This is a genomic window from Arcobacter acticola (assembly GCF_013177675.1).
In the GTDB taxonomy this organism is placed as follows: Bacteria; Campylobacterota; Campylobacteria; order Campylobacterales; family Arcobacteraceae; genus Aliarcobacter; species Aliarcobacter acticola.
The window spans coordinates 2,719,317-2,739,709 of record NZ_CP042652.1 but is presented as its reverse complement, the minus strand read 5'-3'; the positions used below and the strand labels follow the sequence as shown (position 1 = coordinate 2,739,709).

Genomic DNA, 20,393 nt, shown 5'->3' with positions numbered 1-20,393 from the left:
TTATCACAATTTCTCTACAATTATTTTGCTATTATTCCACATTGTTTTTTCGAAACAAAAACTATTTATATTAAAAGGATCTAATCCATGAAAAAAGTTTTATTAGGAACAGCTGTATTATTAGCATTATTAACAGGTTGTTCAGATGAAAAAAAAGCACCTGAAGATGTACAAACATCTACTCAAGAAGTGAAAAAAGATGAGACAGCTATCGTAACACCATCTAACGAAGAAATCGAAAAAGAAGATGCAATGCCAGTTCTTTTAAATCCATCTGATGAAGAAATGGACAAAGAAGAATTAGCACCAAAAGAGGGTGAAGAAGAACTTCCTGTTCAAGATGAAGAACCTGTTGAACAAGAGCAAGGTAAATAGTTTTAAATTTCTATCTATAAATTCCGTGATAGTTTAATCTATTACGGAATATTCTTATCTAGTAAAAATCAATTATAATAAAGAATTAATTAACTGTTAAATTATCTAATTTATTTTCTCTAACAGAGTGATAAAACGCAATAGCAATTGGAATAATAGCAAAAGCAATAATTAAGCCATGAGGTAAATGCATAAATATTTGGATAATCATACTTATTGCTAAAAATCCTACAGACCACATTGCCCCATGTTCTAAATATTTGTATTCAGAAACAGTTCCTCTATCTACCATTAAAATAGTAAGATTTCTAACTGCAAATGCTCCTGCTCCTAAACCTAACATAATAATAACGATATTTTGACTAACAGCAAAAGCTCCTAAAACACCATCAAAAGAGAAAGACATATCAATAAGTTCTAAATAAACAAATGAAGCGAATCCACCTTTTGCCAGTTTAGTATTTACAACGTTTTCTATTTTTTCTCTTTCAATTTCCATACTATTTGACTCATGTTTACTACCATCATCTTCTAAAATACCTCTTAGAAATTCAATACAAAGAAATAGTAAAATACCATAAACCATAGGTAAAATAATGTCACCTTTATCAATCTTTTTTACAACATCTGCAATTAAAATTTCAGATGGAGCATAAAAACCAATAAGTGCAACGGTTAATATTGCAATTAATATTTTTAAATCACCAATGCTTGACCATCTTGAAGCATATTTCTCAATGATTGCAATCCAATGAACATCTTTCTTTTCATTAAATAAAAATGATAAAAATATCATTAATAAAAATATTCCACCAAAAGCCATAACTATATGATGTGAAGCTGAAATAATTTTTTCATATTCACTTGGATTGTTTATTGCTAGGGTAAATGATTCAACAAAACTTAAATCAGTTGTTGCGAAAACTATTAAAATTGGTAAAATTAATCTTACTCCGAATACTGCTATTAACATACCCCATGTAAGAAATCTTCTTCTCCAAACTGGAGACATATTAACTAAAATAAGAGCATTAACAACTGCATTATCAAATGATAAAGCTAATTCTAAAATTGTAAGAGTTGTCCCTTGAACAATACCTAATACACCCATATAAAAAAACTCTATTATTAAAGAGACTCCAAAAAATAAAAAGAAAGTATTAAAATAACTTAATGTTGATTTTTGCTTAATTAGTTCTGTCATGAATTTATCCTTTACTTTTTAAATAAAAGCGAATATTAGCGACTATAAACTAAATAAGTGATTTATAAAAAAACTCCATTTATAAAATAAAATCTAATCACATAAAAACTACAAATAAATACAAAAATAGTATTAAAAATCAAAGAATATTTATAAGTATAATTTAGATCTTCGTTAATAAATACTTTTAAGATATAAGATGCAACTCCAAAAAATGTACCCAAAAAAAGTGTTGACCAAATAAAATATCCTATAAAGTGATACTCCTTTTGTAACATACAAAAAGGGCACTGGTGAGTTGGAAGCTCATATACATACGTTGAAAAAAAGTAAGTAACCGCATAATAGCCAATATATAAAAACAGAAAATTTACAATAAGATTTAATAAAGCCTGTTTTTGAATATTTATAAAAATTATAAGTAAATATAAAAGATAAAATATGATTAAAAGTAAAGAAATACTTAAGTCAAATGGTATTTTTGTTCCTACATTATTTACTCCAAATATAGTAGAACAACACATTACCGGTTCAGTTGTAGGAATTCCATTTAAAAAAAGAAAATCTAGGATAGTTTCAATAGTGCAAAGGGTAAAAATAAAAGTGTAAAATAGATACTTCTTTTTTGTAAAAGGATATGTTTTTGCTTTTAAATCCAAAGAATTAATTATTAACCAAACACCAATAAAAAATAAAATTAGAATTTTAAGGCTTAAGTTTATCTGTCCAAATTCATTCGCTCCAACAATTCCAGCAGCACACATAGCTCCAGGGACTATATTTGATAAGTTATCTAAACTATATGTAAAATAAGGGAAAAGAAATATTTTTACTATTAAAGTAAAACTTATGATTAAAATCACTAAATAAGAAGTTTTTTCTAGTTTATATTGTTTTGTAGAAGTTTTTTCATAGTCCCAGTTTTTGATAATAGAAATTGAAAAATAAAAGGCAATAAAAAGTAAAACAAATAGAACGATTTGTACAAATAAATATATTACGATTTCATTTGAAAGAAGAATACTACTCACAAATCATTCCATTTTTTATATTTATAATTTCATCTACAAAATCAAGCTCTTCAAATATAGGATCATGGGTTGCCACAATAATTGTTTTATTAAGTTTTTTAAACTCTCTTAGGCTTTCTATAAATTTCATAGAATTATCATGGTCTAAATTAGCCGTAGGCTCATCACAAAGAATAATATCAGGATTATTAACTAATGCTCTTGCAATTGCACATCTTTGTTTCTCTCCTCCTGATAGGTTATATACAAGCTCATCTTTTTTGTGTTCAATATTTGCAAGAGTAAGGGCTATTTTACTCATATCATCTATTTGTTTTTGTGAATATCCAAGAGGAATTAAAGGAATAGAAACATTGTCTTTCACATTTAGTTCATTAAATAAATTATATGACTGAAATATAAATCCTAATTTTTTAGCTCTAAAATTAGAAGCATGCAAATCAGGAAGTTTAGCAATACTTTCATCATCAATTTTTATATCACCACTTGTGGGTTTTAATAAAGTTCCAATTATTGATAAAAGAGTTGACTTTCCACTTCCACTAACTCCTTTTAGTATTACACATGATGATGTTTTTATTTGTATATTTATGTCTTTTAAAGCATGAAACTCTTTTTTTGTGTTTTCATTAAATATTTTATTTAGTTTAGTGATTTTTATCATTTCATACTCTCTGTTGAATCTATAATAGCTACTTTCCAAACAGGAATTAAAATAGCACTTAAAAAAGGAATTATAAAAAATAAAAATAGGGTGATTAAAGTACTGATTTCTACATTTGCATTAAAAATAAACTCATTTTGCATATTTGATGAACCTATAAATACATTTTTTAAAATTGGTGCATTTAAGATAAAAACAAAAATATATGCAAAAATACATCCAATAATAAATGCTATAAATGAAACTATAAAGTTTTCCATGATTTTTAGTTTTATAATATCTTTTATACTCCAACCCACAGCTTTCAAGATTCCAATCTCTTTTTTATCTCCTAAGCTAATCATTGAATATCTTTGATATAAAATTAATGTAAAGGTTAAAATAACAATAATAAATAAAATAAGAAAAACTCCACCTTTGTAGTTGAACATATTTTCATACTCTTTTTTAAGATTCTCTTTTTGTAGTATTTTTGTGTTTGAATGTTTTAAAATTAATTGTTCTTTTACATTTTGTCTTTCTAAATTATTTGGAACATTTAGTATTATATCTGTAGCCTCATCATCTTTTATATTTAAAATCTCTTTTGCAAGATTTATATCCATGATTATTAAATCATTGGCTACAAGATTTGCTTCTTTTGGTAAATCTTTAAATATTTTTATCTCTTTTAATTCATTATTTACAAGTTTAAAATCATATGAATCAAAGTAGTGATACTTATCAAACAATTTTTTAATTCCATTTCCAATAATCATAGAATCTTTTTCTAAGAAACTTGAAACTTCTAGTTGTGCTAATAAATCTTTTATATTTTTATTAATAGTTTCTTCAAAAAAATCAACACCTATAATTGTAAAATAAACATCTTCAGGCATAAAGTAGTATTGACCATAAACCCTTTGTTGAACCTTATCAACACCATTTATCCCTCTAAAATCCTCTACCCAAGAAACAGGTGTATATAAAGTTTTTCCACTATTAATTTTTTGAATTACAAAGTCACTTTGATTATTTAAAGTTGAAAAAATTTCTTTTTTAAGTGTTGTTGAAATAAATAGGATTGAAGCACTTAAAAAAACAATTAAAATTGATATTAAAAAAATTGCTATGTGTTTACTTTTATGTTTAGAAAGTAATAAAAATAAAAAGTTAAAAAATACACTATTTTTCATATACAAAATCCAAATAATTAATTTGCAGATTCATGGGATAAATATTATTTGAAAAATCTTTATACTCTTTTATTCTATTTTCATGTATGTTATTTGAAAAAGATATGCTAGGTAGTTGGGTAATAGCACTTATTTTAGATGGATAATTAATTTTTTTACTTGTATTAAGAAAAAATAGGAAGAAAAAAAACAATAAAATCATAGTAATTGAAAAAATAAATTTTTTTGATAAAGTAGTAATAATAAACTCCTTTTAGTCTGAAAAGTATTCTATCTATTTTTAGTTAATTAATAGTTAAAAAAATTCTAATAAATAAAAAAAAACAAATTTATATGTGTTAGTTAATTATTTAAAATTCATAGAAAGGCCTAGAAATGGGTGTTAAGTTATTCTTAATAAGTTATATATAATAAAAAGTATATAATTGCGCGAATGTTTAAGGAGAAGAGATGCCAAATAAAAGTCAAATTGATGAGCTAAAAGTAATTTTACTTGAAAGAAGAGATAATATATTATCTAATATTAATAGTAGCAGATTAAATATTGATCAATTAAAAGAACAAGATATTAAAGATGATTTAGATTATGCTGAACTTGTAAGTGATTCTTTCACAGAAGGAATGATTGCAAATCATCAACTAGAAGAGTTTAAACAAATTGAAGAGGCTCTTGTAAAAATATCGCAAGGTACTTATGGTATTTGTGATATGTGTGGTATTGTTATTCCTTTAGGAAGATTAAAAGCAAAACCATTTGCAAAATTCTGTACAGAATGTAGAACAGTTTATGAACATGAGTTTGTAAAAAGAGCAAAAAATTGATAGAACGATTTTATCCTGCTAATGATAAAGTTTTAAATTTCAAGTTTGTACAAAATGAAGAGGATTTTATAGTAGAAGAACAGGCTATAAAATTTTCTGGTGCAGGAAGTTTTTTAGTTTTAAAAGTAGAAAAATCAAACTGCGATACTTGGGAATTGATAGATAGATTAGCTAAATTTTTAAATATTTATTCAAATGAAATTGGATATGCAGGGTTAAAAGATAAAAGAGCTACAACTATTCAATATATGACTATTCCAAAAAAATACTCAAAAGAAATAAAACTTTTTAAAAATAAAAAAATTACGATACTTGATACTTTTTTACATAATGCAAAATTAAATATTGGTGATTTAGAAGGAAATCGTTTTAAAATTAATCTTCATAAAGTTGAAATTGCAGATGTAAATCATATTCAAAAAATCATAAAACTTATTTCAAGAGATGGTATGCCAAACTATTTTGGTTATCAAAGATTTGGGAAAGATGTTGTTGATAATTTAGCAAAAGCTAAAGATGTTGTTTATGGTGAAGAATTAGTTAAAGATAAAAAACTCTCAAAAATGCTAGTAGCTGCTTATCAAAGTAGTTTTTTTAATGCTTGGCTTGTTGAGAGATTAAAACTTTCAAAAGATTATTTTGATTTAATAGATGGGGATATTTTCTTAGATTTAGAAAAAGATAAAATTTTCACTCCAAAAGCAATTACTGCAAATATTTTAAATGATTTCAAAAATTCTAAAATAACTCCAACAGGACTTCTTCCTGGACGAAAAGTATTTAAAGCTATGGGCAAAGCAAGACAAATTGAAGAAAAGTATGATGATCTATATGTTCAAGAAAAAGGGTATAGAAGAGAAGCTATCGTTTTCCCAAGAGAAATATCTTGTAAATATGATGCTGCTAATAAAGTATGTACTTTGGATTTTATCTTACCTAAGGGTTCATATGCAACAGTTTTAGTTGAGTTTTTAGCTAATAGAAACTTTTCATAAAATCAAAAAAATTTACTAAAAAAAAGGGATATTTGGAAAACCAAATATCCCTTTTTTATTATCAGAATTTTATTTATGGTAGAGTTATATATTGAGAATCAAAATATATTCTATTTCCAATTGCAATCATTCTTTCTTCATTATCAAAGCTAAAGTCATAAATAACACTTGTTGTGAAATCTTCTTTTATGTTGATTAAAAACCCTTGTGATTCAACTGCATATAAAGAATCAGTAAAAGCTAATGCATGGATTTTCGCGTATTTATATTTTTTACTAGCAACTTCATTTAAATTAGGAGTTAACTTTTTAATTTGACCGTCAATTGTAGCTACATAAATATCTTCTTTATTTACAATTACATCTCTTACTTCATAGTCTTTAGATATGATTTCTTTTGGAGAAATTGAAACTATTTTATTTGGACTTGCAACAATAAGTGTTTGCGAACTTTCAATAACATTTAATGAAATTATATTGTTAAATTCGTTATCAGGGTCAACTGCAATATTTTTAATTGACTCATAGTTTATTGATGAAACGATTATAACTTTTCCATTTAAAGTTGGAAATAAAACCAAGTTACCCATAAAATATGGATTAGTGATTCTAGTGTCATTTGCTAAAGAAAGAGGTAAATACTCTTTATATAACGTTTTAGAAGTAGCCATATCTTGTAATTCAATTGTATTGTTTGAATATACAAGTGCTAATTTTCCATCTTTTAAAGATGCTGCAACAACAACATCTTTCATAGGTTTTTCAACATTTCCTACTAATATTTTATCAAGATAGTTTGTGGCAATTACTTTCCCATCTTCTGTAAGATTTAAAAAATCAAATCCTTCTGGTAATTCAACATCAGAAATACCATTTTTTGTTAAGAATCTTTTATCTTCAAGTGTAGCACCAATTTTATTTATTGATGTGATTGATGAAGATAATGACTCTTTACTTAGTACAATGTTATTACTTACATCTTCAGGTTCAAAGTATTTTTTACCAGAACAAGCTGTAAATAAAAGTAGAGCAGAGATTGAAATTAAAATATATTTCATATTTTTTCCTTATTTTGTAAGTAAATAGTGATTTAATAAATTAGCTAACTCAAACGCTTTTGATGTTTGAGGAATTAATTTTAAGACAGTTTTAGCATCTTCATATTTACCTTCGTTTGATAATAATAAAGCCTTATTAAAAAGTGCAAACTCTTTCAATAAAAAATCCCCTTGCATAGATAAGTTACTTAATTCATCAACATTTTTATTTGATAATGCAACTTGATATTCTGCTAGTTCTTTTAATACAGGGATATTTATATCAACAGCTTTATTTTCATTTTTCCCTTGTAAGAATAAAGCAACTTCATAGAGTTTTTCATTTTTATTTTTTAATAATTCAAGTGCTTCTTTATCATTGCTATTTTGAAGTACTTTATTAAAAGCTAGATTTGCTTCTAATTTATTTGATTCATCAACATTTTTTTTAATTACTAAACCAATAGCTCCAATTACAATTATAGCAATACTTGCAAAGATTAATGTTCTGTATTTTTTGTAAAATCTTTCACCTTTTACGAAACTTTCAAGAAATTTTTCTTGGCTATTTAATTCTTCTTTAACATAATCAACATTTTCTTTTATACTCATTTTTATGACCTTTTCAAAAAGTAATTAATATGATACAAAAGTTTTAATAAAATCTTACTTTTATAAACTTTTTTGTATAATATTTCTCTATAAATTTATAAGGTTTTAAAAATATGAAGAAATTATTATTAGCTTCTACATTAGCTGTGGTTCTATCTCAAACTCTTTTTGCAAAAGAGGAAGTTATTGCACCTGAACAATCAAGATTTGAGTCGTTATCAAAATTAACAAAAGTTATAGGAACAGTTGAAAAGTATTATGTTGATGACATAAAACTGCAGGAAATTGTGGATAAATCACTGAAAGGTTTAATGCAAGAACTTGATGCACACTCAAGCTATCTTGATAAAAAAGCCTCTAAAGAGATGAATGTTCAAACTCAAGGTGAGTTTGGTGGTTTAGGAATTACTGTTGGTATGAGAGATGGTGCTTTAACAGTTATCTCACCAATTGATGATACTCCTGCTTTTAAAGCTGGAATAAAACCATTGGATATTATTTTAAAAATTGATGAGACTTCATCAATAAATATGACATTAGATGAAGCTGTTAACTTGATGAGAGGTAAGCCAAAAACTAACATTGTTTTAACAATAGTTAGAAAAGGTGAAACAAAACCATTAGAAGTAAAAATTCAAAGAGATATTATAAAAATTCAATCAGTATTTGCTAAAACTATTGAGAAAGAAGATTTATTATATTTAAGAGTTGCTAGCTTTGATGCTAATGTAACTGAAGATTTAGAAAAAATTATTAATGAAAATAAAGATAAAAAAGGCTTTATCCTTGATTTAAGAAATAATCCAGGAGGATTATTATCTCAAGCAATTGGAGTAGTTGATTTATTTGTTGATAAGGGAATTATTGTTTCTCAAAAAGGTAGAAATGCAGAAGATGAAGAAAAATTTGAAGCATCAAGTTCAAACACTAGAACTAAATTACCTTTAGTGGTACTTGTAAATGAAGGTTCTGCATCAGCTTCTGAAATCGTAAGTGGATCATTACAAGATCACAAGAGAGCTATTGTAGTTGGTGAAAAAACTTTTGGTAAAGGTTCTGTTCAAGCAGTACTTCCAATTGATAATGAAAGAACAGAAAATATTAAATTAACTATTGCAAAATATTACTTACCAAGTGGTAGAACAATTCAAGCAGTAGGGGTTACTCCAGATGTTATCGCAAGTGCTGGAAAAGTTACACAAGCTGAAGATAATGCTTTTAAAATAAAAGAAGCAGACTTAAAAAAACACCTTGAAAGTGAACTTGAAAAAGTAAGTGATGTAAAAAAAGAAGCGAAAACTTTAGAAAATGAAACTAAAAAAGTTATCAATAGTGAAGATGTTTTAGAAGATAATCAATTAAACACTTCTATTGCAATCTTAAAAAGTTTAATTATAATGAATAAGTAGGAGAGTAAATGAAAATTAGTGATATTGTTGCCCTTGGTCTTTGGCCTGATTCAAAAAAAACAACGTCTCAAAAAGGTATATCTGAATTAGAAGATTTAGGATATAACTTATTTTATATCGGTAAAAATGCAGACCTTTACACATGCCCGGGTGAAGATGCAAAAGTATTATTAGTAAGAAGTGATAGATGTTCAGTTTTTGATATTCCATTGAATCTATTAATTGATGGAAAAGGTGTTTCACAAACAGCTATTTCAAATAATGGAGCTGAATTTGCAAAAGAAGCAGGAATTAGAACAGCTATCCTATCTGAAAAAGTAGATCAATCTTTAGCAATCGCACCAAGATGTCAACTTATGGAATTATGTAAACCATTAGAAGCGCAAATTGATGGAGAAGTAGTTCAATTTGAATTAATCTATAGAAACTATTTAACAGGTTCATTATTTGATGCTTGTCAAAATGGAAATGATCCATACGGTTTAAATTTACCTTCAGATTTACCACAATGGTCTAAGTTTGAAACACCAATCTTTACTCCTACAACTAAAGGTATTAAAGATGAACCTTTAAATAGTGAAAAAGTAAGAATTAAATTTCCTGAAATTGTTACAAGTCTTGAAAAGTTATTTAAAGATTTCACAGCATTTGCAGAAGCTAGAGGTATTATTGTTGTTGATACAAAATTTGAAATATTTGTTAACTCAAAAGGTGAATGGGTTTTAGGTGATGAAGTATTAACTCCTGAGAGTTCAAGATTTATTTCAAAAGAAGATTTTGATGCGGCTAATTATATTTCAATGGATAAACAACTTTTAAGAGATTTTGGAAAAGCTAATAACTGGAAAGAAAAATCAAAAGATCTTAAACCTGGTGAAAAATTAGAAGTAAATGTTCCTCAAACTATTAAAGACAAAATTCTGAGTGGATATACAACTATCTTAAATAGATTAAGTAAATAGTTTCAACAAAGGAAGCATTGACTTCCTTGTCTAAAATGCTATAAGGCAGTTTTAGATATAATCGCAAAAATATAAATTGAAGGTGACAAATGAAAGCAATTGTAAATGTAGGATTAAAACAAGGTGTACTTGACGATCAAGGTAAAGCAACGCATCATGCGTTAGATACATTAGGTTTTAAAGATTTAGTTAAAGATGTAAGAATTGGTAAACAAATTATTATAGAATTAAATTCTTCAGATGAAGCAGCAGCAAAAGAAGAAGTTACAAAAATGTGTCAAAAACTTTTAGCTAATACAGTTATTGAAGATTACGATATAGAAATAGTAGGTTAATATGAAAATTTCAGTATTACAATTTCCGGGAACAAACTGTGAATATGATACAAAATACGCTTTTGAGCAATTAGGTTGCGAAGTAGAAATTATTTGGCATAAAGAAAAAAATATTCCTGAAGATACAGATTTATTAGTAATCCCTGGAGGATTTTCTTATGGAGATTATTTAAGATCTGGTGCAATTGCTAGATTTGCAACTATTATGGATTCTGTTCAAGCTTATGCTGCAAAGGGCGGAAAAGTATTAGGAATTTGTAATGGATTCCAAATTTTATTAGAAGCTGGATTATTACCAGGTGCTATGAAAAGAAATGATTCTTTACATTTTATTTCAAAATTCCATACTTTAAAAGTTGTTGATAATGACAATGCTTTCTTATCGTTATTAAAAAAAGATGAAGTATTAAATATTCCAGTAGCTCACCATGATGGAAATTATTATATTGATTCTCTTGGATTAAAAGATTTAGAAGAAAATGGACAAATCCTTTTAAAATACTGTGATAATAATGGTAGTGTTGTAAACATGAATGGTTCAGTATCAAATATTGCAGGTATTTGTAATAAAGAAAAAAATGTTTTTGGTTTAATGCCACATCCTGAACGTGCAATCGAGGAATTATTAGGCTCAACAGATGGTATTAATATGTTGAAAGGTTTTTTACAATAAAGAGATTTTTCTCTTTTTGTAAAAAGAAAAATGAAAAAAACATTTTATCTAATAATTTTATTAAATATTTTCTTATCTATAAATCTTTTTGCTGCAAAAAATTTATATCTTTCTTATAAAAAAGTTCCAAATCAAGCATACAAAAATCAAAAAATAGAAGTTATTGTTAAAGCTTTAATTACAACAAATAATTTTGATACTTTGTCAACATCTTTTTCAGACTCATCAAATGCAAGTGTTTTAAATCCAAATAGCCCTTGGAGAAAAGTATCAAATGATACTTATGAAAATAGTTATTATTTTAAAATAAAGCAAGGTAATTTTAGATTACCAAATATTAGTGTTAAGCTATTGTCAAATGGTTCTACAATTGATGTTAGTGATTTATCAAGCCCTACACTTAGATATTCAGATATTGGTACAGGAGATACTAGATTCTCAGGAATAATAGCTGACAAATTTGTATTAAAAGCTTATAAAACTAAACAATATAATAATAAAGAAGCTTTAACAATAATTGATGTTGATGCGCAAAACTCAAATTTAGAAGATTTTAAATTGCAAGGTATTAGTGAACAAGGTGTTTCAAATATTAAAGATGATGGTGGTACACAAAATCTAGTTTACTATTTTGTTACTCCTATTTATGAGAAAAAAGTTGTTTTTACTTATTATAATTTAGCAACAAAAAGTTTTAAAGATGTAAAGATTCCTTTAATTTTGCAAAATGAATTAGTTAGTACTCAAACGGATTTAAATCCAAATGATTCTAATTTTGAGAAATATAAAAAAATATTTTCTATAGTAATTTTTGTACTATTTCTTATTTTACTTTTAGTAAAAAGAAATAAAATATTAATGGCTTTAACCCTTGTAGCTTTTATTGTTGCACTTTTATATAATTTACCAAATAGTAAGGGAATTGTAAAAAAAGATTCATATATTTATATTTTACCAACTAAAAATTCAACTATATTTTTTAAAGTTGACAGTGATCAAAAAATTGAAATCTTACAAAGAAAAAATGGTTTTATAAAAGTTCTAGGACTTGATAATGATTTTATTGGTTGGATAAAGGAAGATAGTTTTGAAACGAATTAGAGGAATCATACTTTTAATACAATTTTCAATTACAGTAGCAATCACTGTTATTCTAATGTACACATTTAGAAAGCATACTCATAAAGTAATAAAAGCATGGATGTCTTTTCAAATTTTTCTTTTAGGTATTAAAATAGAAACAGAAGGAAAATTAGATAATTCATGTGATATGGTTTTAATGAATCATCAATCTTTACTCGATATTATTGTAATAGAACATATTCATAATAGAGATTTAGCATGGGTTGCAAAAAAAGAGATAGCAGATCTTTTCTTCTTTGGACATATCATAAAAGCTCCAAAAATGATAAGTGTAGATAGGGAAAATAAAGCAGGTTTAATTCACCTTTTAAAAGAAGCAAAAGATAGACTTGATAAAAAAAGACCAATTGCTATGTTTCCAGAAGGTACAAGAAGTGATGGCACTAAAATGTTAAGTTTTAGACCAGGTGCTAAGATGATTGCAAATAAATATAATCTAAAAGTACAACCAATTGTTTTGTTTAATACAAGAAATATTGTTGATTCAAAAAGTTTAAAAGCATCTCCTGGAATTGTAAAAGTTGTTTTTTTAGATCCTATTCAAGCTGATAAAACAACAGATTGGTTTGAACAAACAGAAGAAAATATGAAAGAAACTTTTAATAAAGAGTATAAGAACTATGTCTCTTAGTTGGCAAACAATTTTAGCTATTGGTCTTGGAGGATTTCTAGGAGCAATTGCTAGAGCTTATGCTGTACACTTTACAAATAAACATATACCTATAGAATTTCCTTTAGGAATTCTTCTTGTTAATCTCATAGGCTCTTTTATAATAGGGATTTTATTTGCCTATTTCTCACATTATACGGTTTCAGTAAATCTAAAAGCATTTCTTACAACAGGTTTTTTAGGTGCTTTAACTACATATTCCACTTTTGCTATTGAATCTTATTTACTATTTGGTACTTCAATTTACCTAGCACTTACAAATATTGCATTAAATTTATTTGGCACAATTATTGCAGCAGGTAGTGGCTATAAACTAATCCATTACATTTTAAAATAGTCTTTCAAAAATTCTTTAAGCATTATATAGTTATAATATTCGCAAAATTCATTAGAAGGATAAGTCATGAGTATGCCTGGTGGTATGGAGTGGTTATTAATTGCGTTCGTAGTTTTATTATTGTTTGGTGGTAAGAAAATACCAGAATTAGCAAAAGGTTTAGGTTCTGGAATTAAGAACTTCAAAAAAGCTGTAAAAGATGATGAAGATGAAGTTGCTGAAGTTAAAAAATCAGATGAACTTGAAAAAAAATCAGAAGCTACTACTGCTGATAAAAATGAATCAAAACAAGTATAAGAGAAAGTATTGCAAAATTTAGTAAAAGAATTTATTGAAAAAACTTTAAATACAAGTGTAGTCTTAGAAAAACCAAAAGATATTTCTTTTGGTCATTATGCAACTCCCGTTGCATTTTCTTTGGCTAAAGAATTAAAAAAATCACCTATGACTATTGCTGATGAATTAGTTTTAAAGTTTGAAAACTGTTCAATGTTTGAAAAAGTGGAAGCGGTAAAAGGTTTCATAAACTTTAAACTATCAACTTCATTTTTACAATCATTAGTGGATGATGCATTATCAAATAGAAATGATTATGCAAGACAAGATAAAAAAAATGAAAAAATTCTATTAGAGTATGTTTCTGCAAATCCAACTGGACCTTTACATATAGGTCATGCAAGAGGAGCAATTGCAGGTGATTCACTTGCTCGTGTTGGAAAATATCTAGGTTATGATATTACAACAGAATATTATATCAATGATGCTGGTGCACAAATGGATCTTTTAGGTTTATCTGTATGTTTAGCTGCAAGAGATTTTATATTTAATGAAACAGTTGAATATCCAGAAACTTATTATAGAGGTGATTATCTAATTGATATTGCCAATGTAGTAATTCAAAAGTTTGGAAAAGAAATCATTTATGATGAATCAAAATATAAAGATATAGCATTCTTTTCAAAAGATTTAGTTATGGATATCATAATTAAAGATTTAAAAGATTTAGGTATAGAATTTGATAATTTTGTTTCTGAAAAATCTTTATATCCATCTTGGGATAGTACAAAAGAAGTTTTAGAAAAAAATGGTTCACTTTATGAAAAAGATGAAAAGATTTATCTTAAATCAACTGCTTATGGTGATGATTCAGATAGAGTTGTTGTAAGAGACAATGGAATACCTACATATCTTGCAGGTGATATAATTTATCATAAAAATAAATTTGATAGACCATTTGATAAGTATATAAATATTTGGGGTGCTGATCATCATGGATATATAACAAGGGTTAAAGCTGCAATTGAATTTACAGGTTTTGATTCTTCAAAACTTGAAGTAATTCTTTCTCAAATGGTTCAACTTTTAAAAGGTGGTGAGCCTTATAAAATGAGTAAGCGTGCTGGTAATGTTATTTTGATGTCTGATATCACAGAAGAGATAGGATCAGATGCTTTAAGATTTATATTTTTAACAAGAAAAAGTGATACACATTTAGAGTTTGATATTGATATGTTGAAAAATCAAGATTCATCTAATCCAATTTTTTATATTAATTATGCACATGCAAGAATCAATCAGGTTTTTGTTAAAGCTGGAATTACTTTTGAAGATATAAAAGATATAAGTTTTGAAGGTTTAAATCAAGATGGATTAAACTTAGTTTATGAATCTTTACTTTTAGAATCAATTTTAAATGAAGCCTTTACAAAAAGAGATATGCAAAAAATTACTGAATATTTATATTCATTAGCTTCAAGCATACATAAGTTCTACAATGAACATAAGGTAATAGGTAGTGATGAGCAAAATACTTATTTAAAAGTTCTTAGTATTGCATCATTAAGCATAAATGTTGGATTATCATTATTAGGAATAAAAGCTAAGGAGATAATGTAATGAAATGGGTAATATTAATTTTAGTTATAATTGTTGGTTATGCAATTTATACAGACAATATGGGCGGTGCAAGAGATGCTGCTGGAAATTACAACAAAATTATGAAAGGAGGAGAGAAGTAAATTCTCTCCTTTTTTTATTCCTCTTCTTTTGTACCTAATTTAGATAAAAAATCTTCAAGTGAATATTTTTTTCTATAATTTTCACTCATTAAGTGAATAAACATATCACCTAAATCAATAATAGTCCATTCATCATCTTCATCTACTCTTAAAAATTCTTCACCTGTTGGTTTTAAATCAGTTCTTAAGTAGTTTAATAATGCATATCCATGTTTTGGATTTAATGTTGTAGCAATTACAACATAATCAACTATATAGTCTTTTGATCTTAAATCAATAATTTCTATATTTTCCGCTTTTTTGTCATCTAATATTTTTTTAATGTTTTCTAATCTAGTGCTCAAAAACTTTACCTTTTTTTGTTAAGATTTAATATATCATCTTTAATTTCTCTTGGAATATAATCTAAATTGATTTTTTCTCTTAGTTGTGTTGAACTAATATCAATATTTATATCCAAACATTTAAACTCGTTAGCTTTTTTTGATTCAAATCCAGCTCTAGAAGCAATTACAAATTCTACAAGTTTTTTTAATTCATCATACTTATACCATTTTTCTAAATTTTCCATATTATCTTCACCAATGATTAGATAAATCTTTGATGGATTATATAAATCTTTTAAATAATTTACAGTATTAATAGAATAACTTGGAGCCAGTTGATTTATTTCATAATTGGAAACTTCAACTTGTTCAAATTTTATAAAAACTTTTTTTAATAATTCAAATCTAGTTTGTGGATCTAAATAAAAGCTACTTTTGAAAGGGTTTAGATAAGTAGGAACGACAATTAATTTATCAATATCTAGTTTGTTCAATGCATTTTGTACAATAGCAACATGTGCCAAATGTAATGGGTCAAAACTTCCACCAAATATTGCAATTCGCACCTATTTAAAACCTTTGTAATATACTTAAATATTATTATAGCAATTTTTCGATAAAATATCTACACTTAGATTTATATAAAGGGAAAATATGGCTGTTAAAGTTGCAATAAATGGTTTGGGTAGAATTGGTAGATGTGTTGCAAGAATTGTTGCAAGTAGAAATGATGTTGAATTAGTTGCTGTAAATGCTAGTGGTAGTGAAGAAATGATTCAATATAATCTAAAATATGATACTGTTCATGGTCCTCGACAAGATATAAAAGTTGAAGATGGATATATTTATATTGGTAACGATAAAGCTAAATTATTAAATGAAAGAGAACCTGCTAAACTAGATTTTGCATCATATGGTGCAGATGTAGTTTTAGAGTGTACGGGTGCTTTCTTAACTAAAGAATCTGTTCAAGCGTATATTGACAATGGTGTTAAAAAAGTTGTTATGAGTGCTCCTGCAAATGATGATACCCCTACATTTGTACTTGGTGCAAATGAAGATAAATATGCAGGTGAACCAATTGTTTCAAATGCTTCTTGTACTACAAATGGTTTAGCACCAGTTGCACGTGTACTTGATGATGCATTTGGAATTGAGAAAGGTTTAATGACAACTATTCACTCATATACAAGCTCACAACCTATCTTAGATGGTAAAGATAAAAAAGATCCAAGAAAAGGAAGAGCCGGAGCTACTAACTTAACTCCATCAAGTACAGGAGCTGCGAAAGCTATTGGAAAAGTAATGCCTCACTTAAATGGAAAATTAAATGGTCAAGCAATTAGAGTACCAACTCCAAATGTTTCATTAGTAGATTTAACAGTTACTTTAAATAAATCTGTTACTGCTGCTGAAGTAATTGAAGAATTCAAAAATGCTAGTACTGGAAAATTAAAAGGTATTTTAGGTGTTGATGAAGAGTACAGAGTAAGTTCTGATTTTAATGGTGAAACATTATCAACGGTAGTTCCAATAGATACTATTCAAGTAATCGGTGGAAATATGGTAAAAGTATTATCATGGTATGACAATGAATGGGGATACTCTACAAGACTTGTAGAAATGGGTATTCACGTAGCAACTAAATAATTTTAACTAAGGAAGCATTTTGAAATTACAAGAAATTAAAAATATTGATATATCAGGAAAGAAAATTTTCATTAGATGTGATTTTAATGTACCAATGGATGAGTACAATAATATTACTGATGATAGAAGAATTAGAAGTGCGTTAAATACTATTAGATATTGTATTGACAATGATTGTGCAGTTATTTTAGCTTCACATTTTGGAAGACCAAAAGGTGGATTTGAAGAAGAATTCTCATTACAACCAATTGCAAAAAGATTACATACTCTTTTAAAACAAGAAATAAAAATGGCTCCAAGTATTATTTGTGACGAAACAATACAAATGGCAAAAGAATTACAAGCTGGTGAAATTTTATTATTAGAAAATATGAGATTTGAAAAAGGTGAAACTACAAATGATGAGGAATTAAGTTCTAAATTAGCTTCAATGGCAGATGTTTATATTAATGATGCTTTTGGAGTTTCTCATAGAGCCCACTCATCAGTTGAAGGGATTGCCAAATATTTTGATATGGAGCATAAAGCTGCAGGATTTTTGATGGCAAAAGAAATTAAGTTTTTCCATCATATTGTTCATAATCCAAAAAGACCTTTTATATCAATTGTTGGTGGATCAAAAGTTTCAGGAAAATTAGAAGCATTACACAATCTAGTACCAAAAGTAGATAAAATCATTATTGGTGGAGGAATGGCATTTACATTCTTAAAAGCTTTAGGACATGAAATTGGTAACTCTTTAGTTGAAGAAGATTTAATTCCAGAAGCTGTTAAAATTATGGAACAAGCAAAACAATTAGGTGTTAAACTTTATTTACCAGTTGATGTTGTTGCAGCAGAAGCATTTAACGCAGAAGCAATAGCAAAAATTGTAACTGTTCAAGAAATACCAAAAGATTGGATGGGACTTGATATTGGACCTGCAAGTGCTTTATTATTCTCAGAAGCTTTACAAGATGCAAACACTATTTTATGGAATGGACCAATGGGTGTTTATGAAATGGATAAATTTGCAAAAGGAAGTACAAAAATTTCCCATGCAGTTGCATCATCATTTGCTACAACAGTAGTAGGTGGAGGAGATACAGCTGACCTTGTAAGAGTTACAGGTGACGAAGATGAAATGACATTTATATCAACAGGTGGGGGAGCTTCTTTAGAGTTAATCGAAGGTAAAATTTTACCAGGTGTTAAAGCTTTAGTAATTGAGGACGACAACGAATGATAATTGCAAGTAATTTCAAAACTAATCATACAAGACAGTCAACGGCTTTATTTGTAAATGAAGTTAATGATTATATAAAAAAGAATAATATTTCAAGTGAAGTTTTTGTTTTCCCAACAGCTACTTCTCTTGATTCTTTTGAGGTAGTTTCAAATTTCTCTATAGGTGCACAAAATGCTTATCCAATAGTTACTGGATCATTTACAGGAGAAATAGGAACTTCTCAACTTGATGAGTTTGGAATTAAAACAATTTTAATAGGTCACAGTGAAAGAAGACATATTTTAGGTGAAACACAAAATAAAATTGCTAAAAAATATGACTTTTATAAAGAGTTAGGATATAAGATAATTTATTGTATTGGTGAACCTTTAGAAGTTAAAAATAAAGGACTTGATCAAACATTAGAGTATATTTATGAACAGTTTAATGAAATTGATACAAAGTATGAAAATCTTATTCTAGCTTATGAACCTGTTTGGGCTATTGGAACAGGAGTTACTGCTACTAATGATGATATAGAAAATATACATAGAGCAATTAAAGAAAAATTTCCAAAACCACTTTTATATGGTGGAAGTGTAAAAGTAGAAAATGTAAGAGAAATTTGCCAAATACCAAATGTAGATGGTGCATTAATTGGAACAGCTTCTTGGAAAACGGAAGATTTTATACAAATATTAGAAAATACAAAGGATTTATAAGATGTTTATGAAGGGTAAAAAAGGTGTAATTTTAGGAGTTGCAAATGATAAGTCTATTGCTTATGGTATTGCAAAAGCTTGTATCGCTCAAGGTGCACAAATTGCATTTACATATTTAAATGATTCTTTAAAAAAAAGAGTTGAACCAATTGCAGCAGAATTTGGAAGTGCTGATTTTGTATATCCTTGTGATGTTTCAAATCCTGATGAAATCAAAGCTTTAAAAGAATCACTTGAAAAAGATATGGGACAAATTGATTTTATTGTTCACTCAATTGCATTTGCTCCAAAAGAAGGATTATCTGGAAGATTTTATGATATTTCAAAACAAGCTTTTGATATTGCAATGGATGTCTCTGTTTACTCTTTAATTGAAGTAGTAAGAGAATTAAAACCATTATTAAGTAATAACTCTTCTGTATTAACTCTAACATATTATGGTGGAGCAAAATATATTCCAAACTATAATCTAATGGGTGTTGCAAAAGCAGCTCTTGAAATGACAACTAAATACTTAGCAGAAGATTTAGGACGTGATGGAATTAGAGTAAATGCTATAAGTGCTGGTCCTATTAAAACTTTAGCAGCAGCAGGAATTGGTGAATTTAGATTTATGCTTAAATGGAATGAAGCTCATTCTCCATTAAAGAAAAATGTATCAATTGACGAAGTTGGAAACTCTGGTATGTATTTATTATCTGATTTATCAAGTGCAGTAACAGGTGAAATTCATTATGTTGATTGTGGTTATAACATTATGGGAATGCCAGCAACTTCATTTGATGAAAACGGCAAACAGACTATCGCCTGGAACGGAGAAAAATAGCTATAAAGCGTAAGCTTTTGGCGAATTTCTGCGTTGACAAGTCAATTTTAAATACTCACTTACTTTAGTAAGCTCCTATTTTAAATTTACTTGTCGCCTTGAACTTCACTCAAAATCTCACACTTTATAACTATTTTTTTTAGTTTTAGTGTGATTTTTTAATTAAAAAGATTTTACTTTTAAATTTAATGAAATTTTAAA

25 protein-coding genes are annotated in these 20,393 nt (G+C 27.1%); 17 read left to right on the top strand and 8 right to left on the bottom strand.

Translation table 11 applies throughout. The annotated features are described in order from the left end of the window. Positions 1–87: 87 nt before the first annotated feature. Entirely contained in the window at positions 88–375 is a 288-nt protein-coding gene (locus AACT_RS14000) for a hypothetical protein (RefSeq protein WP_172127909.1), read from the top strand. A gap of 85 nt (positions 376–460) precedes the next feature. Here AACT_RS14000 and AACT_RS13995 read toward each other — a convergent pair whose 3' ends face one another. From AACT_RS13995 to AACT_RS13980, 4 genes are all read right to left on the bottom strand, one after another. Further along, positions 461–1,579 (bottom strand): DUF475 domain-containing protein, encoded by a 1,119-nt coding sequence (locus AACT_RS13995; RefSeq protein ID WP_172127907.1) that lies wholly within the window; start codon positions 1,577–1,579, stop codon positions 461–463. Between the two features lie 62 nt (positions 1,580–1,641). Continuing rightward, positions 1,642–2,610, bottom strand: coding sequence for a hypothetical protein (locus AACT_RS13990; protein WP_172127905.1), 969 nt, complete (start codon positions 2,608–2,610; stop codon positions 1,642–1,644). After that, positions 2,603–3,274: an ABC transporter ATP-binding protein gene (locus AACT_RS13985; protein WP_172127903.1), complete on the bottom strand. Its 672-nt coding sequence runs from the start codon at positions 3,272–3,274 to the stop codon at positions 2,603–2,605. Before AACT_RS13985 ends, AACT_RS13990 begins: the two co-directional genes overlap by 8 nt. Continuing rightward, a complete protein-coding gene (locus AACT_RS13980; RefSeq protein WP_172127901.1) occupies positions 3,271–4,449 on the bottom strand; it encodes an ABC transporter permease in 1,179 nt (392 codons plus the stop codon). Before AACT_RS13980 ends, AACT_RS13985 begins: the two co-directional genes overlap by 4 nt. Positions 4,450–4,899: 450 nt before the next feature. Here AACT_RS13980 and dksA point away from each other — a divergent pair, with 450 nt between their 5' ends. Together dksA and AACT_RS13970 are read left to right on the top strand one after the other, a co-directional pair. Further along, a complete protein-coding gene (gene dksA, locus AACT_RS13975; RefSeq protein ID WP_172127899.1) occupies positions 4,900–5,271 on the top strand; it encodes an RNA polymerase-binding protein DksA in 372 nt (123 codons plus the stop codon). Next, positions 5,268–6,266, top strand: coding sequence for a tRNA pseudouridine(13) synthase TruD (locus tag AACT_RS13970; RefSeq protein WP_172127897.1), 999 nt, complete (start codon positions 5,268–5,270; stop codon positions 6,264–6,266). Before dksA ends, AACT_RS13970 begins: the two co-directional genes overlap by 4 nt. Before the next feature lie 73 nt (positions 6,267–6,339). Here the strand turns inward: AACT_RS13970 and AACT_RS13965 are convergent, their stop codons facing one another. Both AACT_RS13965 and AACT_RS13960 read right to left on the bottom strand, forming a co-directional pair. After that, the gene (locus AACT_RS13965; RefSeq protein ID WP_172127895.1) at positions 6,340–7,323 is read right to left on the bottom strand and encodes a hypothetical protein; all 984 of its coding nucleotides are present in this window, start codon (positions 7,321–7,323) and stop codon (positions 6,340–6,342) included. 9 nt (positions 7,324–7,332) lie between these two features. Beyond that, positions 7,333–7,914 carry a hypothetical protein gene (locus AACT_RS13960; RefSeq protein ID WP_172127893.1) on the bottom strand — a complete coding sequence of 194 codons (582 nt, stop codon included), beginning with the start codon at positions 7,912–7,914 and terminating at the stop codon, positions 7,333–7,335. 113 nt (positions 7,915–8,027) lie between these two features. On the opposite strand from AACT_RS13960, the gene AACT_RS13955 reads away from it, so the two are divergent. The 10 genes from AACT_RS13955 (at position 8,028) to AACT_RS15660 (ending at position 15,461) form a co-directional block, all read left to right on the top strand. Continuing rightward, a complete protein-coding gene (locus AACT_RS13955) occupies positions 8,028–9,323 on the top strand; it encodes a S41 family peptidase (protein ID WP_172127891.1) in 1,296 nt (431 codons plus the stop codon). Between the two features lie 8 nt (positions 9,324–9,331). Further along, positions 9,332–10,285 (top strand): phosphoribosylaminoimidazolesuccinocarboxamide synthase, encoded by a 954-nt coding sequence (locus AACT_RS13950; RefSeq protein WP_172127889.1) that lies wholly within the window; start codon positions 9,332–9,334, stop codon positions 10,283–10,285. An 89-nt stretch (positions 10,286–10,374) separates the two neighbouring features. Continuing rightward, a complete protein-coding gene (gene purS, locus AACT_RS13945; RefSeq protein WP_172127887.1) occupies positions 10,375–10,620 on the top strand; it encodes a phosphoribosylformylglycinamidine synthase subunit PurS in 246 nt (81 codons plus the stop codon). Between the two features lies 1 nt (position 10,621). Then, complete coding sequence (gene purQ, locus AACT_RS13940; protein WP_172127885.1) at positions 10,622–11,293, top strand: phosphoribosylformylglycinamidine synthase I; 672 nt, start codon at positions 10,622–10,624, stop codon at positions 11,291–11,293. Positions 11,294–11,323: 30 nt separating this feature from the next. Continuing rightward, complete coding sequence (locus tag AACT_RS13935) at positions 11,324–12,394, top strand: hypothetical protein (RefSeq protein ID WP_172127883.1); 1,071 nt, start codon at positions 11,324–11,326, stop codon at positions 12,392–12,394. After that, positions 12,381–13,067 carry a lysophospholipid acyltransferase family protein gene (locus AACT_RS13930; protein ID WP_172127881.1) on the top strand — a complete coding sequence of 229 codons (687 nt, stop codon included), beginning with the start codon at positions 12,381–12,383 and terminating at the stop codon, positions 13,065–13,067. Before AACT_RS13935 ends, AACT_RS13930 begins: the two co-directional genes overlap by 14 nt. Then, entirely contained in the window at positions 13,057–13,443 is a 387-nt protein-coding gene (locus AACT_RS13925) for a fluoride efflux transporter FluC (RefSeq protein ID WP_172127879.1), read from the top strand. The genes AACT_RS13930 and AACT_RS13925 overlap by 11 nt, the downstream gene beginning before the upstream one ends. Positions 13,444–13,509: 66 nt before the next feature. Next, positions 13,510–13,740, top strand: coding sequence for a Sec-independent protein translocase subunit TatA/TatB (locus AACT_RS13920; RefSeq protein ID WP_172127877.1), 231 nt, complete (start codon positions 13,510–13,512; stop codon positions 13,738–13,740). A gap of 9 nt (positions 13,741–13,749) precedes the next feature. Next, positions 13,750–15,339: an arginine--tRNA ligase gene (gene argS / locus AACT_RS13915; protein ID WP_172127875.1), complete on the top strand. Its 1,590-nt coding sequence runs from the start codon at positions 13,750–13,752 to the stop codon at positions 15,337–15,339. Then, positions 15,339–15,461, top strand: coding sequence for a hypothetical protein (locus AACT_RS15660; RefSeq protein ID WP_272953559.1), 123 nt, complete (start codon positions 15,339–15,341; stop codon positions 15,459–15,461). Before argS ends, AACT_RS15660 begins: the two co-directional genes overlap by 1 nt. Positions 15,462–15,475: 14 nt before the next feature. Here AACT_RS15660 and rsfS read toward each other — a convergent pair whose 3' ends face one another. Then, positions 15,476–15,805 (bottom strand): ribosome silencing factor, encoded by a 330-nt coding sequence (rsfS, locus tag AACT_RS13910; protein ID WP_172127873.1) that lies wholly within the window; start codon positions 15,803–15,805, stop codon positions 15,476–15,478. 5 nt (positions 15,806–15,810) lie between these two features. Further along, a complete protein-coding gene (nadD, locus tag AACT_RS13905; protein ID WP_172127871.1) occupies positions 15,811–16,353 on the bottom strand; it encodes a nicotinate (nicotinamide) nucleotide adenylyltransferase in 543 nt (180 codons plus the stop codon). An 88-nt stretch (positions 16,354–16,441) separates the two neighbouring features. Here nadD and gap point away from each other — a divergent pair, with 88 nt between their 5' ends. Genes gap through fabI form a run of 4 tightly spaced genes read left to right on the top strand, consistent with a single transcriptional unit; the run spans position 16,442 to position 20,192 of the window. After that, positions 16,442–17,437, top strand: coding sequence for a type I glyceraldehyde-3-phosphate dehydrogenase (gene gap / locus AACT_RS13900; protein WP_172127869.1), 996 nt, complete (start codon positions 16,442–16,444; stop codon positions 17,435–17,437). Between the two features lie 19 nt (positions 17,438–17,456). Beyond that, positions 17,457–18,662: a phosphoglycerate kinase gene (locus AACT_RS13895; protein ID WP_172127867.1), complete on the top strand. Its 1,206-nt coding sequence runs from the start codon at positions 17,457–17,459 to the stop codon at positions 18,660–18,662. Then, positions 18,659–19,366: a triose-phosphate isomerase gene (locus AACT_RS13890; RefSeq protein ID WP_172127865.1), complete on the top strand. Its 708-nt coding sequence runs from the start codon at positions 18,659–18,661 to the stop codon at positions 19,364–19,366. The genes AACT_RS13895 and AACT_RS13890 overlap by 4 nt, the downstream gene beginning before the upstream one ends. A 1-nt stretch (position 19,367) precedes the next feature. Next, positions 19,368–20,192 (top strand): enoyl-ACP reductase FabI, encoded by an 825-nt coding sequence (gene fabI / locus AACT_RS13885; protein ID WP_172127863.1) that lies wholly within the window; start codon positions 19,368–19,370, stop codon positions 20,190–20,192. Positions 20,193–20,393 lie beyond the last annotated feature (201 nt).